Below are 15404 nucleotides of genomic sequence, written 5' to 3'. Positions count from 1 at the left end.
TTTTATCAATGAATCTACCTGATATGACTGAAACAGATTATCTTGGCGCAATCAATGGTCCATTCACCCTAGCCCTTCGTCAGACCAATGTGGTACATCAGGAATACATTGCTGCTTTTGTTGTTGACGGGATGTTGTATTGTGCAACGGGCCGAAGCGGCAAACGATACCCTGCATCTCCAGTTGAAATGGTGGCACCAGTTCCAGTTTGCAGGTTATTATGCGGCACAGATCAAAGGTTTTTACAGCGCTGAAGGCCTGAAAGTAAAATTGGTTCCCGGAGACGGCAATCACGACCCGCTGCAGGAAGTATTGGCGGGGCGGGCGCAGTTCGGCATTTCCGGTTCTGATCTGATGATCCAGTTCGCCAAAGGCAAACCGATAGTGGCATTAGGGGCGCTTTTTCAACATTCACCCTATATATTGATCTCTTTGGCCAGCAGGGGTATCCGTGTGCCGTCGGACCTGGTAGGCAAGACCCTGATGGTTTCGGAAGCGCAAGGCTGGATAGAACTACAAGCTGTTTTTCTCAAAGAAGGCATTCCCATCAATTCGTTGCATGTGGTAACACATAGTTGGAAAAACGACGATCTCATCAAAGGGAAGGTAGATGCGATGACCGGTTATTATTCCGATGAGCTCAACCAGTTGCGGAAGCAGGGGATAAAACCGTCTTATATACAACCCATCAACTACGGCATTGACTTTTACGGAGACTTGCTCTTTTCACTCCAAAGCACGGCAGAGAATAACCCTGAAAAGACCAGGAAGTTTGTGAAGGCAAGCTTCAAAGGATGGGATTATGCCCTGGATCACCCGGAAGAAATAGCTGATTATATCCTCACATTGCCTGGCGTAAAAGAAAGGGGCGTTACAAAGGCCGAACTGCTGGCGGAAGCCGAAGATATGCGCAAACTGATCGTGCCCGATATAGTGGAAATAGGGCACATGAATGAAGGACGCTGGAATCATATCCTTGATATCTATAAGTCATTGAAGCTGGTTTCGCCGCATGCGCGGCTCGATGGGTTTGTGTACAGTGAGAGCAAAGGCTTCTCATCTGATGTGATACGAATGGGGATCATCCTGTCGGTAGCAGTCCTGTTGGTATTGCTGATCATCATATTGTACAGCATATCATTGAGGGCCTCGGTCAGGAAAAGAACGCTGCAACTGGAAAAAGAAATTGAGCAAAGAAAACGTACACAGGAGCAATTGCGCATCAGTGAAGAGCGATTGGAAATGGCTACCGATGCTGCTGAAATCGGTATATGGGATTGGGATATCCGGAACAACACGATTTATTTCAACGATATGTGGAAGATCATGCTGGGATATGACCCGGGAGAACTGGATAATAAATGGGAAACTTTTACCATGCTGCTGCATCCTGATGAACGGAAAGCGATCGAAAAACAATACAACGATTATGTGACGCGTAAAGCCAGCAGTTACCAGGTGATGATGCGGATGAAGACCCGCGAGAATAAATGGAAATGGATATTATCCATCAGCAAATCCCCCCTACGGGATGAGCAGGGGGAAACCATCCGTGCAGCAGGCATTCATATCGATATGGATGATATCAAGCAAAAGGAGATGGAACTGCAGGAACTTACCGAGGAACTGATGATCAGCAATAAGGAATTGCAACAATTTGCTTACATTACTTCACACAACCTGCGTGCCCCTGTTGCCAACCTGCGCAGCCTTACCTGGTTATTCAACAAAGAAGAACTGGCAGGCAGGAATAAGGATATTTTTGATAAGATCAACCTCAGTATTGATAAGCTGAGCAGTACACTGGAGGATCTCAATGAAATACTAAGCTCCCGGGTGCACAAAACGGAACTGCGGGAACCGGTCTCATTCGAAAAAGAACTGACAGATGTGATGCATTCCATCTCGGAAGAGATCATGGAAAAAGAGGCGGCGATTACTTATGATTTCTCCAAAGCAAAAGACATCTGCTATCCCGGGAAAGTTATCCACAGTGTGTTCCTGAATACCATCACCAATGCCATCAAATACCGGAAGGAGCATGAACGGCCTGTTATCCATATTACTACGCAGGAAGACGGAGAGTTTGTGGTACTTACCATCACAGATAATGGCAAAGGAATTGATATGGGAAAATACGGGAACAAAATATTCGGATTGTACCAACGCTTTCATGAAAATACGGAAGGAAAGGGATTGGGACTCTACATCGTTAAAAGCCAGGTAGAAGCCCTTGGAGGTAAGATAGCAGTGGAAAGTATGGTGAACAGGGGCACTGCATTTCAAGTATTCCTGAAAAAAAACACAATGCCCTATGACGCCTGAATACCAGCGGATACTTTTGGTAGACGACGATGATGTAACGAATTTCCTCAGTCGGGAAATATTCCGGCACTATCATCCAGACGTTTGCATTGATATTGCCCAGAACGGAAAAGAAGCTATAGAGTTGTTGCTCCGTGCATCGGAAGAGGGGGAGGCCAGCCTGCCCCAGATCATCCTGCTTGATATCAATATGCCTGTAATGGATGGATGGGATTTCCTGGACCATTTCAAGGTAATGGCGGAAAGCCGGCCAAACCTGGGTGAAATCCGTGTGTTTATTTTAACTTCTTCGGTCTATCCGGAAGACATCAAAAGGGCTATGACCTATCCATTGGTGCAAAAAGCCTATTCTAAACCACTGAATGACCGGCAAATTGAAGAAATGATGGGGTGAAAGGTCCCGGAATGGGAAAAATACGAAGTTAGAACACTGAAAAATTCCGTGTTTTCACCGTTAAGAAATGGTGATTTACACAGAAACTTAATCTTTTTCTCTGGTTAGCTTTGTATGAGTTTTAGTAAATCTATCCCTGATTCCAATTTCCTTATAGCTATACGAATCCTATATTCTATTGCAAAAACTACGGAATAGGGGCGAATCTTCTCCGCCCCTATTTTATTTCTTGGCCTAACAGGATCGTATAAACATTTTTGGAGTTTTGGTGTAGCAGATTGCCGTTGGTTCGGCTATCTGCTTTATTTGTTTATTGGAACTTGATATGAATGGCGAGTAAGGTTAACCAGAACTCATTAACTTTACGCCATCAGCAGTACTGCAAATCAAACAAGGAACATTAAATGAGAATATTGATCGCAGACGATCACACATTGATCCGAGAAGGGCTCAGAAAGATACTGGAAGAATCACTTTCTTTTGCAGAAGTGCATGATGTATCCGATTCTGCTGATCTGTTCAAGAAAGCAGTCGGGGAAAGCTGGGATATCATTATTTCCGATATCAGCATGCCCGGGTATTCCGGTATCGAAATACTCAAGCAGATCAAAGAGCATGCCCCCCAAACGCCTGTGCTCATGTTGAGCATGCATTCGCCTGAACAATATGCGGTACGTGCTATCAAGGCAGGAGCGGCTGGTTATCTCACCAAAGAAAGTGCACCTTATGAATTGGTGAAAGCCGTTCAACAAATATTGAGCGGAAGAAAATACATTACCAGTGAGGTGGCTGAAGTGCTCGCAGGTTCACTGGAAGAGAAAAGCGACAAAGCCCCTCACGAACAATTATCAGACCGCGAATTTGAAGTATTCAAAATGCTGGTGTCTGGTAAAAGCATCTCCGAGATCGGGGATATACTCTCCCTAAACGTAAATACCATCAGCACTTACCGCGCCAGGATCATGGACAAAATGAAGATGCAAAGCAATGCCGACCTGGTCCGTTACGCCATCCAGAACAATATTGTTTGACAAAACACCGTTTATTGTAGTGTTTATACTACGCATTTTATATAACTCTTGTTATGGGCGGACTGGTGGGAACTGTGTTTCTTTGTGATGTATTATCCAATATTCTAAGTAAAGATCCTCTAAAAGCCCGTTAGCCGGACGCTTCCTGTGTTGGGTTAACGTCCACATTACCTGATTCTCCTTGAGAAACCTTGTAGTTAACCGCTACGCAAGCTTTGTAGGGCTAATCCTTTACAAAGCTTTTTTTACTCCAAACAGATGATGCACCCCCAGGCGTCTATTTTAAATGCTATGATTGCCAACGCATTACGATTATTAATGGTGGACGACTCTGATTTTATCAGGGAAAGGTTGCTCTTGCTATTGGCCGATCTGGGGTCAGTAAGGGAAATCCAATCAGCCAAAAGCGCCGAAGAGGGAATGGTTCTGTTAAATGATGGTTGCCGGCCGGATATCATACTCCTGGATATCAACCTGCCGGGGAAAAATGGTCTCCAGATGCTGAAAGACATCCGGAAAATGGAAGGCTTTTTGCCGGTAGTAGTGATCCTTACCAATAATACCCTTTCCGGCTACAAATCGGAATGCCTCCGCTGCGGCGCCGATCATTTCCTGGATAAAGCCCGGGATTTTCAACAGATTCCCGCCATCATCGAAGCTACCTGGCAAAAATTATATTCCCAGCAGTTGCTTTAATTTCTGGTATCCCGATTTACTCACGGGAAGCCTTACCCCCACACTGAGAATGGCCAGATGGCCGTCTTTTTCATAAGGATCAATTCGACTGATGAGCTGCACATTCACGAGGTATGAACGGTGGATGCGCACGAATTGCTGCGGGTCGAGTTGTTGCTCAAAATACTGCATCGTCCGGTTCTTCAGGAACGCACCTTCTGCCGTATGGATTTTCACATAATCATCGGCCGATTCGAGGTAACGGATATTCGCCGTAGGGATGATCTTGATCTTTCCATTATCCTTCAGCACGATCCTGTTGGAACGGAAAGGCTGGTTACCCAGCCCCTCCAATAATTGTCCCGCTTGCAGTGCCATTTCCTGCCTGCCCAGTTGTTGCCATTTCTGCATGGCTTTATCGAACCGTTCTTTGCTGAAGGGTTTCAGCAGGTAATCGATGGCATGTGCTTCAAAAGCTTTGATGGCATATTCCTCGAAAGCAGTGGTGAAAATAACAGCAGGTGGCTGCTCTACCAGTTCCAACATTTCAAATCCATTGATCTTCGGCATTTGTATGTCGAGAAATAAGAGATCGGGCTGGTGTTGTTGTATGGCTTTGATTCCTTCAAATCCATCACTGCACTCCTGCACTACTTCTATTTCAGGATAGTATTGCAGGTATTCTTTTACCATGTTCCTTGCCAGGAATTCGTCGTCAATGATGATGGCCTTCATAAATATTTTGTGGGATGAGTAGCGTAGTTGAAAAAACAGAACCGTTTGCATGCGTTAATAACAGGTCGTTCCGTGCATACAGCAGGAAGAGCCGGCGCTGGATGGATGCCAGTCCGAACCCTGTTCCCTGGGTATTGACAGCAGTTGTTTCATCGAATGGATTGGTGACCGTAAGTTCCAGCATACCTTTTCGCTGAGCGGCATCCAGACTGATCAATACGGTATCGATGGTATCATATAGACCGAATTTGATGGCATTCTCTACGATCGGTTGTAACAGGAGTGAAGGGATCAATAGTTTGCCGGCTTCTTCTCTTACATTGATAGCTGTTTGCAACCGGTGACCGAAGCGCACTTTTTCAATCTCCAGGTACAATTGCAGGTGATGCAACTCATCTTCCAGCGTCACCAACTGGTGCTCTTCTTTCTTTAAAGTGCCTCTTAAAAAATCAGACAGTTGCTGGATCATGTGCCGGGCTTTTTCAGGCTGACTACCGGCCAGCGCACTGATGGAATTAAGGCTGTTGAAAAGAAAATGCGGTTGCAACTGCTGACGCAGTTTGAGCAGTTCGGCGTCTTTGGCCAACCGCTCTGCATCTTCTTTACGCCGGTCATTCTCCTGTTGTTCCTGCAGGGTATACCACAGGATGGCTATCATGGCCATGCATCCGATCATCAGAAAGGCGAGAATATAACGGATCGGAACCGATTGATCGAGAAAAGCCCGGTAAGCTACATTGCTTCTGAACAACAATTTCAATATCCATTTGCTCATCAATAACCAGATAGCGCTCTCCACCAGGCTCACAACCAGCAGGTACCAATAGCGTTCCTTCCTGGGCAGGTAAAACCGCATATTGTTAACGATCAGTGCGCAACAGCCTGCCAGCAATATATTACAGCAAAGAGCATCTGTAAAAGCAATCAGGAAATCAAAGCCCGCCCGCTCTACCATGGCGGCCTGGACGAGTATCCACGCCAGCCACCAGCAGCAGAAAATAATGTAAAAGCCTTTGCCTGTTGTGATAGATCTTACCATATCGGTTAAACAGTTTCCAGGAATTTATCGGTACACTGCTCCAACAAATATCCCGCTTTTGCATGAACGGAGTGCTGGTAAGCACGGCCGTCATCCTCTTCCCTGATGCGGGAATACACTTCGGCGCCATCTGTAAGATTTTCCAGTTTGTGCAGCTCGGTTACGTTGATGAACTTCCATTGCACCAGGTGGTTGGCCTGGTTGAAAAAATTTTCCTGTTCTTTCTGGCCGGTGAGCTGGGCTTTGTTAAAGGCATGCAGTTCGTCTTCTGCATGGATGAGCCTGAGTTGTTCATCGAACTGTGCATGGTGTTCGCCATTGCCGCAAATGATGCGATACACCAGTTTTGCAAGATACCATTCCATAACAGATCAATTTACAAGGTGAAAACAGTTGAATTGATTTAATAACTTTTGATCTCAATGCCGCCAAAAATGCTGGTGCCGCGTATGATGATCACTTTAGAAGGATCGAAATTGCTGGCCTGCACCGGGCGTTTGTCATCGATACCGGCGAAAATGGCCACGGACTCTGACCTGACTTCCCAATGAGGGGGGATGATGAGCTTGGCTCCGCCAAAAATGAGGGTGATATCTATCACGATGGTGCCGGTAATATCGGCCTGACTCAGATTGACTTCAGCGCCGCCCATGAAACAACAAATTTCCCCGCCCTTAAAATTTTTCGATGTGACTGTTTTTTTAACGCCGCTGAAAACTGATACGCTGTCGATCACATCTTCTGTATGTATTTCTGCATCGCCAAATACATGTACTTTATCATAGTCATATTTCCCGTACCGGTCTTGCCAGCGGTTGAAGCAGCGCGACCTGCGCCTGGGGCGGAACATGAAAATGAGTCCTACTCCGATGATGATGATGGGCCACATATAAGTCCGCATGTCCATATCGTTGAATACTTCTCCCATCAGGAAAACCACGCCAATGCCGGCAATGATAAACCAGGAAAAATTCCGGAACCTGTGTTTGATACCTGAGATCAACCCAATGATGATAAGTATCATGGGCCAGGTAAACAGCCAGTGAGGGAAGGGCGCGCTTATTTGCTGGAGCAGCAACCCCACGCCGATCAGTACAAATATCAGCCCGGTCCAGAATCGGCTGTGTTTTTCGTTTTGAATGTTTTTGTTGAAGTCTTCCATTATTTATCTTTTGATAGCACAAATCTAGTGGCACGAAAAAAGCTGGAGAAGCCTCTTTAGGCAGGTACAGTAGGAAAGGCGGTAAGTGACGGGAAAACCTCGGTAAATGACAGGCTCCCATCAATTCGCCGAGCGCCAGCCGATGAGCAATACGCCTATGATCACCAATGCTGTACCGGCTAGCTGCAAGCCCAATATGGGTTCGCCAAGGATAAAATGCGCTTGCAGAATGGTGGAAACGGGACCAATACTGGTGATGATGGCTATATTGTTACTGCCAATGCTTTTCATACCGGCACTCATCATAAAAGAAGGCAGTACGGTTGCAATAATGGCAAGGAGAATAACATGCGCACCGTAAGTAAAGTAACGGCATCGGTGCCTGTATCATGAAAAGCCAGTTTTACAAAAATGGCTTTGGTAGAAAAGAAGACAGCACCCAGCAACGTGATCAAAAATCCTTTTAACCCGATGCGTTGTGCTGCCATCTATCAAGTATGATTGAACGGTCAATAATGAGTTTATACGCTTACATTGAAATCGCGTAATGCGTCGTTGAGGCTGGTTTTCAGGTCTGTACTGGGTTTACGCTGACCAATGATGAGGGCGCAGCTTACCTGGTATTCGCCCGCATTGAACTTTTTGGTATAGCTGCCCGGGATCACTACACTTCTGGCAGGAACACGGCCCTTGTATTCAATGGGATCAGGCCCACTAACGTCGATGATCTTGGTTGATTGGGTAAGTACCACATTAGCGCCCAGCACCGCTTCTTTTTCTATGATCACGCCTTCTACTACAATGCAACGGCTACCGATAAAGCATCCGTCTTCAATGATTACGGGGCTCGCCTGCAATGGTTCGAGCACGCCACCGATGCCTACGCCACCACTCAGGTGAACGCCTTTGCCTATCTGGGCACAGCTTCCCACGGTGGCCCAGGTGTCTACCATAGTGCCCTCATCTACGTATGCGCCAATGTTCACATAGCTGGGCATGAGTACCACATTCCTGCCCAGGAAAGCGCCATAACGGGCTACGGCATGGGGAACAGCCCTTACACCCAGTTCGCGGTAATTATTTTTGAGGAGCATTTTATCGTAAAATTCGAAAGGCGCGATAGACCAGGTCTGCATTTGCTGGATGCTGAAATACATCAAAATAGCCTGTTTCACCCACTCGTTCACCACCCACCGGCCATTCTCCGGGGAAGCTACACGCAGCCTGCCTTTGTCAACCTCTTCAATAGTGGTGCGAACGGCTTCTGTGTAAGTCACTTCTTTTAATAAGTCCCGGTTGCCCCAGGCTTCCTGTATCAGGGCTTTCAATGATTCCATGGTCAGTTTTTTGTGCAAACATACAGTATCATGGCTTTTGCAGCATGTATCTGCGTTACAATTTGTAATTTGCTGCCGGTAATTTTGTATGAAGATGCTTCCATTCCAACAAGATATTGATGCCTGTCTCGATGTATTGCAAAAAGGAGGACTGATCCTGTATCCTACGGATACCATCTGGGGTATCGGTTGCGATGCTACCAATGAAGATGCGGTGAAAAGGATTTACCAACTGAAGCACAGGGCCGATAACAAAGCCATGATCGTGCTGGTGGCCGATGAAAAAGATATCCTTCGCCACGTAACCCAGCCCGACCTGCAAATATTCGATTATATCAAAGGGGTTACCAAACCTACCACGGTCATTTATGAAGGAGGGGTAGGGCTGGCATCCAACCTGCTGGGAGCCGATGGTTCGGTGGCCATACGGATTTGCGGCGATACCTTCTGCAAGCACCTGATCCGCCGGTTCAGAAAACCCATCGTCAGTACATCGGCCAACCTTTCAGGATACCCGCCACCGCAGTGTTTCCGGGATATAGAGCCGGTCATTCACGAGGGGGTGGATTATGTAGTCAAATACAGGCGCGATGAAGAAGATTATGCCAAACCGTCTTCCGTCATTAAATGGGAGAAAGACGGCAGCCTGAGTATCATAAGGCCTTAAGCGCTTCAGGGGACTTATTTTTCACATGGATATCTTTAAATAACTGTAAAAGAACCGCTTGCGAGGTAACATTAGTTTAATACTAATTTTAACCCTTTTTGTTTGTAGAACCCGGAAAAAATATCGAACTTAAAGTTGATATCCTAAAACAGGTAAATACTGTATATGGCAAGGGTTATTTTAGACGTCCCAAGTGAAAAAATGCATTCATTCATCAACGCTGTACTCAGCCTTGGGATAGACCGTCATGCCATTAGCTCCACCAGGCTTCGCCATCGTTCTTCACACAAAAGGAACAGAAGTGAATTTTCCCTGAAAAGTATTTCTTCAAGCTTCCTGCTGTTCGACTGGGAGTTTTTCAGCAACGAATTGGAATACGAATAAAGAGTTGTTAGTTGTCAGATGATAGTTGTTAGTTGGCGGAATTATTTCTCACAACTATCATCTGACAACTAACAACTTCTCTTTAAGTGCGTTAAAAAAATTATTTTTGCTGATGCAGAAAGTCCTGGTCGTTCAGACTGCTTTTATCGGGGATGTTGTATTGGCAACAGGGTTGCTTGAAAAACTGCACGCATATTTTCCCCAGGCTTCCATTGATATAGCTGTTAGAAAAGGAAATGAATCCTTGTTCATACAACATCCTTATGTACACGAAGTACTGGTATGGGATAAAAAGAAAAATAAATACCGCAACCTGTTCAAACTGCTGAAACAGATCAGGTCCAACCGGTACGATTGTGTGATCAATGTACAGCGTTATGCTGCAACCGGTTTGCTCACCGCTTTTTCTGGGGCCCGCAGAAGGATTGGTTTTGATAAAAACCCATTTAGTTTTTTGTTCACAGATATTATCCGGCATGTGTTTTCAGAAGAAGGCAAAGGCATCCATGAAATAGAACGCAATCACCTGTTGATTGCCTCTTTAACGGATGAGCATGCGGCCAGGCCCAGGTTGTATCCATCGCAGCAGGATATGCAAGCGGTAGCTTCCATGCAATTACAGGCTTATGTTTGCATGGCTCCCGCATCGGTATGGTTCACCAAACAATTTCCGGCCGATCAATGGATATCGTTGATCGGATCTTTGCCGGGAGAATATAAAGTGTACCTGCTGGGTGCACCCGGCGATCGGGCATTGTGTGATGAGATGACGAATGCCGTGCGGGGCAGACAAGTAGAAAATTTAGCCGGCAAACTCAGTTTCCTGCAGTCGGCTGCCCTGATGCAGGGAGCGCTGATGAATTATGTGAATGATTCTGCACCGATGCATTTTGCATCGGCAGTGAATGCACCGGTAACGGCTGTTTATTGTTCCACTATTCCCGCATTTGGATATGGGCCATTGTCTGATAACAGTCATATTGTGGAAGTAACAGAGGCACTTTCGTGCAGGCCTTGCGGACTCCATGGAAAAAAGGCCTGTCCGCAAACCCATTTCCATTGTGCAAGGCATATCACCACCCGGCAATTGCTCGATTGCCTTCCCCGTTGATCCAAAACAAAACAGCGCTACATTTGCAGTTTATGGACATAGTTTGCTCTGATAAGGAAAAGCAGGTACTGGAGAAAATTGCGAAAGCTGCAACAGCTTTGGATACGCCTTGTTATCTCATAGGAGGATTTGTGCGCGACAAGATCATTGGCAGACCTACCAAAGATGCTGATATTGTTTGTATGGGAGATGGCATTGCGCTGGCACACAAAGTGGCAGAAATGTTCAAGCCCAAACCACAAGTGGCTTATTTTAAGAATTTCGGTACGGCACAGATCAAACTCGACGATTTTGAAGTGGAATTCGTAGGCGCCCGGAAAGAAAGTTACCGCTCACATAGCCGCAAGCCGGAAGTAACGCCCGGCACTATTGAAGACGATCAGAACAGGAGGGATTTTACTATCAATGCACTTGCCATCAGCCTGAACAAAAAAGATTTTGGCAAGCTGGTCGATCCTTTCAATGGGGTGAGGGATATTGAACGGAAGATCATCCAGACGCCACTGACCCCTGCGCAGACATTCAGCGACGATCCGTTGCGGATGATGCGCGCCATAAGGTTTGCAGCCCAATTGCGGTTTACCATATTGCCTGAAACCTTTGCTGCTATTGGAGAAAATGCCAAACGAATCAAAATTGTTTCACAGGAAAGGATCACCGACGAGTTGAACAAGATCATGTTGTGCGACCGGCCATCGATTGGGTGGGACCTGCTGTTTAAAAGCGGGCTCCTGCAACTGATCTTCCCGCAAATGGTAGAACTGCATGGAGCAGAATACATAGATGGAAAGGGACACAAGGATAATTTTTACCACACCCTGCAAGTGTTGGATAATATTGCCGATAAAACAAGCGATCTCTGGTTGCGATGGGCAGCATTGCTGCACGATATAGGCAAGCCGGCTACCAAAAAGTTTGAAGAAGGGCATGGGTGGACTTTTCACGGACATGAAGTAGTGGGAGCCAGGATGGTTCCGAAGATTTTTACCAAGCTCAAACTGCCGCTCAATGAAAAGATGAAACTGGTACAGAAGTTGGTGCTATTGCACTTGCGACCCATCAGCCTTACCAAAGAAAATATTACCGATAGCGCCATCCGCCGGTTACTGTTTGATGCAGGTGAAGACATAGATGAATTGATGATGCTTTGTGAAGCGGATATCACCAGCAAGAATAAACTGAAAGTAAAAAGATACCTGCAAAACTTCGAGCTGGTGCGGGAAAGATTACACGAGGTGGAGGAAAGCGACCGTATCCGCAACTGGCAACCGCCTGTAACAGGGGAGATGATCATGCAAACATTTGGATTGGCACCAGGCAAGAAAGTAGGCATCATCAAAGACGCCATACGGGAAGCAATACTGGACGGTGTTATTCCCAACAACTATGAAGCGGCCTACCATTTCATGCTTGAAAAGGGCAAAGAACTGCACTTGCAGGCCGTTGAATAAATTGTATTTTGCAGCAATTATAAACAACTAACAATTCACGAAGAATGGCTGTTTTAAAATTCAGGGTATATCTGGAAGAAGATGATGCGGTTTACAGGGACATCGTCATACAGCACAAACAGTTTTTTCAGGACCTGCATTTTGCGATCCTGAAAGCTTATGAATTCGATAGTAAGCACCAGGCTACATTTTTCAGGAGTAACGATAACTGGCAAAGGGGCAGGGAGATCAGTTTTGCCAAATACGATAAATCTTATGTTGCCGAACCATTGCTCATGTCTGAGACTACCATCGGCAGTGAGATCAGGGATACCAACCAGCGCTTCATTTATGTGTATGATTTTGCGAAGAACTGGACCTTCCTGGTAGAACTCATCAATGTAAGCAAGGAAGAAAGCAGCAAGATCACTTATCCTGCTATCTCAAGAACAGAAGGGATCGGCCCGCAACAATATGGAACCAAAAGTCTGTTGGGCGATAAATTTGCAGATATAGAAGAGAAATACGATCTCTCAGAAGCAGCAGAGGGTTTTGGTGAAGAAGGAGAAGAAAAGGGAGGCGAACACGAAGAAGAAAGGAACAACGGAGGCGAAGAAGATTTTTAATTGCGGTTTATGCAGCCAGTTGCAGCAAAACATGTTATCATTATTGTTGGTCCTACTGCAGTAGGGAAAACAGCTGTTGCCGTTGATCTCGCGCGGCGCTTGCATACAAACATTATCTCTGCCGACTCCAGGCAATGTTACCGGGAACTGAATATTGGCGTAGCCAGGCCTTCACCCGAAGAACTGGCAGCCGTGAAACATTATTTCATCGCTTCTCATTCGGTGAAAGAAGAGATAAATGCAGCAAGCTTTGAGCAATATGCATTACAGGCGGCTGATGAAATTTTCCAACAGCAGCAGTATGCGGTGATGGTAGGCGGCACCGGTTTGTACATCAAAACTTTTTGTGAAGGATTGGATGAAATGCCTGCGGTGTCGCCGTTGGTGCGCAAGCAGATCATAGATGCTTACAAAGAAAAGGGGTTGGACTGGCTACAACAGGAATTGCGCACCAAAGACCCCGCTTTCTGGGAGATAGCTGAACAACAGAACCCGCAACGTCTCATGCGTGCATTGGAAATTATGGAAGCTACGGGGCAATCTATTATTGTCTTTCGTCAACGCAACCAGGTAGCGCGTCCGTTTGCAGTATCAAAAATTGGACTGGAACTTCCCCGTGAGCGCTTATACGAACGCATCAATGCGCGGGTAGACCAGATGATGGAAGCAGGTTTGCTAGAAGAGGTCCGTTCAGTTGCTGCGTATCAACACCTCAATGCGTTGCAAACGGTGGGTTATAAAGAATTGTTCCAGTATCTGGCTGGACAATATTCGCTCGACGAAGCGGTTCACCTGATCAAACAAAATACCCGTCATTATGCCAAGCGGCAGATGACCTGGTTTAAAAAAGACAGCTCCATTCAATGGATCGATGCGCGAAATGCCGGTCAGTGGCTATCAGAGTTTTACCCCGAAAGTTAACATGAGGTTACCGGCGCTGCCACTTTGTTCTGCAAAAGTGTTGGGCTTATCATTGAGGCGATAGGGGAATTGTGCATCTGTGTTGAAAGCATGCGCATAGCCGAGGTCGATGAAAATACCATGATCGCGGTAACCGATACCGCCGCTTGCCACAATACGGTTGGCTTTGATGGCGGCATCTGCATAGGGACTGCCATAGTAGGCCCCTCCCAACCGGAACATAATGGTGTGCAGTTTGAGTTCACCGCCTAATTTGAAATTGATATTGCCTTTATAAGATGCTTTAACGGCATCGTTCACCTGGTGATAATAATTTGCTAATGCCTGATCACCACCATCGGTAGAATAAAAACGGGCGCCGCGGTAATTCACATACTCGAGATCGGCGCTGATGAAAGCCCTTTGCAAACGTGTATCCCTGATCTCACGGAATACATAACTACCACTGACAATAGCCCTCCAGGGAGTTAACAGGTTGTAGGAACGTCTGCCGGGATTGCCGCTGTTGAGCCGGTCGCTGGTCTCACTTACTGTTCCTGCAAAACCTTCGGTATTGGTAGTCATAGATGCCCTGAGTTCATCTTTGAAGCCAATGAATTGCGGCGTGTGTATCGCGAAGCCTATGCGCCAGAAATCCTTCGGTTTATAAATGATACCAAACTTGCCACCAATACCTATGCCCCGGGAACTGAACTGTTCTTTAAAAGTGGAATAAGCAAAATGATTATTGGGATTATTGGTGGCATCCGTTTCTGTATAGGTGAGATCACGTGCATAACTGATCACCGGAATGGTGAAGCTGCCGCCTATGTATAATTTATCATCCATATTGCCGGCGAATCCCAAAGCGATCTCATGGTATCCGCCGCGTGTAACGGCATTATACAATTGATTCACGCCTGTTGAAATGGGCACCATGCTTTGATAACCGGCCAGCGTGCCGCCGGGTCCCTGCAATGTATCTACCAGGTAAGTGCGGAAAGCAAGAGAAGAACCAAAAATATAATTGCTGAGCGCTGCATTGGTATCGGCACGGTCGCGCGTGAGCTCTTCCAAAAATTGCTCGGAATAAGAACTGAAATTATTGAAACCTTTGAACTGGATATGGTTGTTATAATTCGCTACTTCCATCACCGATAAAGCGAATGCGCTGCTCGTCCACTTCCTGGCGCCATCGTGATTAGCCGAACTGAAAATAAAACCCGATGTGCCGTAGTTGAAACGGTTGAGACTACTGGTGGTATCGGAACCCCTGAAATTGAATTTATTATTGTTCAATAAAAACGCAGGAGATAAAACCAACTCATTGGTCTTGTACATACCAATACCCGCGGGGTTCACGTGGTTGGCTGTGATCTCCCCACCCAGAGAACCCATCACACCACCAATTGCAACGTTGCGTGCCGTACCATTCTGTGTAAACCAGGCGGTACGCAATGCATCTTCCGGTGTTTGGGCAGATGCAAACAAAGCAAAAAGCAATAAAGAACCCAGTATAAATGATTTCATAATAGTTTTGTTTGGATACACTTATCACTAACGACAGGCAAACCATTCACCTGACGTG

Annotated in this window: 18 protein-coding genes; 10 read left to right on the top strand and 8 right to left on the bottom strand. The window is 46.1% G+C overall.

From position 1 onward, the window contains the following. Positions 1-87: 87 nt before the first annotated feature. From BLU98_RS02495 to BLU98_RS02480, 4 genes are all read left to right on the top strand, one after another. A complete protein-coding gene (locus tag BLU98_RS02495; RefSeq protein WP_092721637.1) occupies positions 88-2325 on the top strand; it encodes an ABC transporter substrate-binding protein in 2238 nt (745 codons plus the stop codon). Further along, positions 2315-2719, top strand: a complete 405-nt coding sequence (locus tag BLU98_RS02490; protein ID WP_092721634.1) for a response regulator — start codon at positions 2315-2317, stop codon at positions 2717-2719. Before BLU98_RS02495 ends, BLU98_RS02490 begins: the two co-directional genes overlap by 11 nt. 404 nt (positions 2720-3123) lie before the next feature. Beyond that, positions 3124-3750 (top strand): response regulator, encoded by a 627-nt coding sequence (locus tag BLU98_RS02485; RefSeq protein WP_092721632.1) that lies wholly within the window; start codon positions 3124-3126, stop codon positions 3748-3750. Between the two features lie 258 nt (positions 3751-4008). Continuing rightward, positions 4009-4446: a response regulator gene (locus BLU98_RS02480; RefSeq protein WP_092721631.1), complete on the top strand. Its 438-nt coding sequence runs from the start codon at positions 4009-4011 to the stop codon at positions 4444-4446. On the opposite strand, the gene BLU98_RS02475 is transcribed toward BLU98_RS02480, so the two are convergent. From BLU98_RS02475 to BLU98_RS02445, 7 genes are all read right to left on the bottom strand, one after another. Beyond that, a complete protein-coding gene (locus BLU98_RS02475; RefSeq protein ID WP_092721630.1) occupies positions 4423-5160 on the bottom strand; it encodes a LytR/AlgR family response regulator transcription factor in 738 nt (245 codons plus the stop codon). The two genes, BLU98_RS02480 and BLU98_RS02475, sit on opposite strands and share 24 nt — an antisense overlap. Beyond that, the gene (locus BLU98_RS02470; protein ID WP_092721629.1) at positions 5141-6199 is read right to left on the bottom strand and encodes a sensor histidine kinase; all 1059 of its coding nucleotides are present in this window, start codon (positions 6197-6199) and stop codon (positions 5141-5143) included. Before BLU98_RS02470 ends, BLU98_RS02475 begins: the two co-directional genes overlap by 20 nt. Positions 6200-6204: 5 nt before the next feature. After that, complete coding sequence (locus BLU98_RS02465) at positions 6205-6564, bottom strand: DUF4288 domain-containing protein (RefSeq protein WP_092721628.1); 360 nt, start codon at positions 6562-6564, stop codon at positions 6205-6207. Positions 6565-6602: 38 nt separating this feature from the next. Beyond that, on the bottom strand, positions 6603-7361 hold the full coding sequence (locus tag BLU98_RS02460) for a LiaF transmembrane domain-containing protein (protein WP_092721627.1): 759 nt from the start codon (positions 7359-7361) through the stop codon (positions 6603-6605). 120 nt (positions 7362-7481) lie between these two features. Next, complete coding sequence (locus BLU98_RS02455; protein ID WP_092721626.1) at positions 7482-7667, bottom strand: EamA family transporter; 186 nt, start codon at positions 7665-7667, stop codon at positions 7482-7484. Next, positions 7664-7849: a hypothetical protein gene (locus BLU98_RS02450; protein ID WP_092721625.1), complete on the bottom strand. Its 186-nt coding sequence runs from the start codon at positions 7847-7849 to the stop codon at positions 7664-7666. Before BLU98_RS02450 ends, BLU98_RS02455 begins: the two co-directional genes overlap by 4 nt. Positions 7850-7882: 33 nt before the next feature. Further along, positions 7883-8698, bottom strand: coding sequence for a 2,3,4,5-tetrahydropyridine-2,6-dicarboxylate N-succinyltransferase (locus BLU98_RS02445; protein ID WP_092721624.1), 816 nt, complete (start codon positions 8696-8698; stop codon positions 7883-7885). 94 nt (positions 8699-8792) lie between these two features. On the opposite strand from BLU98_RS02445, the gene BLU98_RS02440 reads away from it, so the two are divergent. The 6 genes from BLU98_RS02440 (at position 8793) to miaA (ending at position 13837) form a co-directional block, all read left to right on the top strand. Then, complete coding sequence (locus BLU98_RS02440) at positions 8793-9365, top strand: L-threonylcarbamoyladenylate synthase (protein ID WP_026774981.1); 573 nt, start codon at positions 8793-8795, stop codon at positions 9363-9365. Positions 9366-9530: 165 nt separating this feature from the next. Further along, complete coding sequence (locus BLU98_RS02435) at positions 9531-9749, top strand: hypothetical protein (RefSeq protein WP_026774980.1); 219 nt, start codon at positions 9531-9533, stop codon at positions 9747-9749. A 112-nt stretch (positions 9750-9861) separates the two neighbouring features. Next, positions 9862-10860, top strand: a complete 999-nt coding sequence (locus BLU98_RS02430; RefSeq protein ID WP_092721950.1) for a glycosyltransferase family 9 protein — start codon at positions 9862-9864, stop codon at positions 10858-10860. A gap of 32 nt (positions 10861-10892) precedes the next feature. Beyond that, the gene (locus BLU98_RS02425; RefSeq protein ID WP_092721623.1) at positions 10893-12311 is read left to right on the top strand and encodes a CCA tRNA nucleotidyltransferase; all 1419 of its coding nucleotides are present in this window, start codon (positions 10893-10895) and stop codon (positions 12309-12311) included. A gap of 44 nt (positions 12312-12355) precedes the next feature. After that, entirely contained in the window at positions 12356-12916 is a 561-nt protein-coding gene (locus tag BLU98_RS02420; protein ID WP_092721622.1) for an IS1096 element passenger TnpR family protein, read from the top strand. A gap of 9 nt (positions 12917-12925) precedes the next feature. Continuing rightward, positions 12926-13837 carry a tRNA (adenosine(37)-N6)-dimethylallyltransferase MiaA gene (gene miaA, locus BLU98_RS02415; protein WP_092721621.1) on the top strand — a complete coding sequence of 304 codons (912 nt, stop codon included), beginning with the start codon at positions 12926-12928 and terminating at the stop codon, positions 13835-13837. Here the strand turns inward: miaA and BLU98_RS02410 are convergent. Continuing rightward, positions 13814-15346, bottom strand: coding sequence for a hypothetical protein (locus tag BLU98_RS02410; protein WP_092721620.1), 1533 nt, complete (start codon positions 15344-15346; stop codon positions 13814-13816). The genes miaA and BLU98_RS02410 overlap by 24 nt on opposite strands. Between the last annotated feature and the right edge of the window lie 58 nt (positions 15347-15404).

This window comes from Hydrobacter penzbergensis (assembly GCF_900106985.1).
Taxonomy (GTDB): Bacteria; Bacteroidota; Bacteroidia; order Chitinophagales; family Chitinophagaceae; genus Sediminibacterium; species Sediminibacterium magnilacihabitans.
This window is presented reverse-complemented; position numbering and strand designations above follow the sequence as displayed.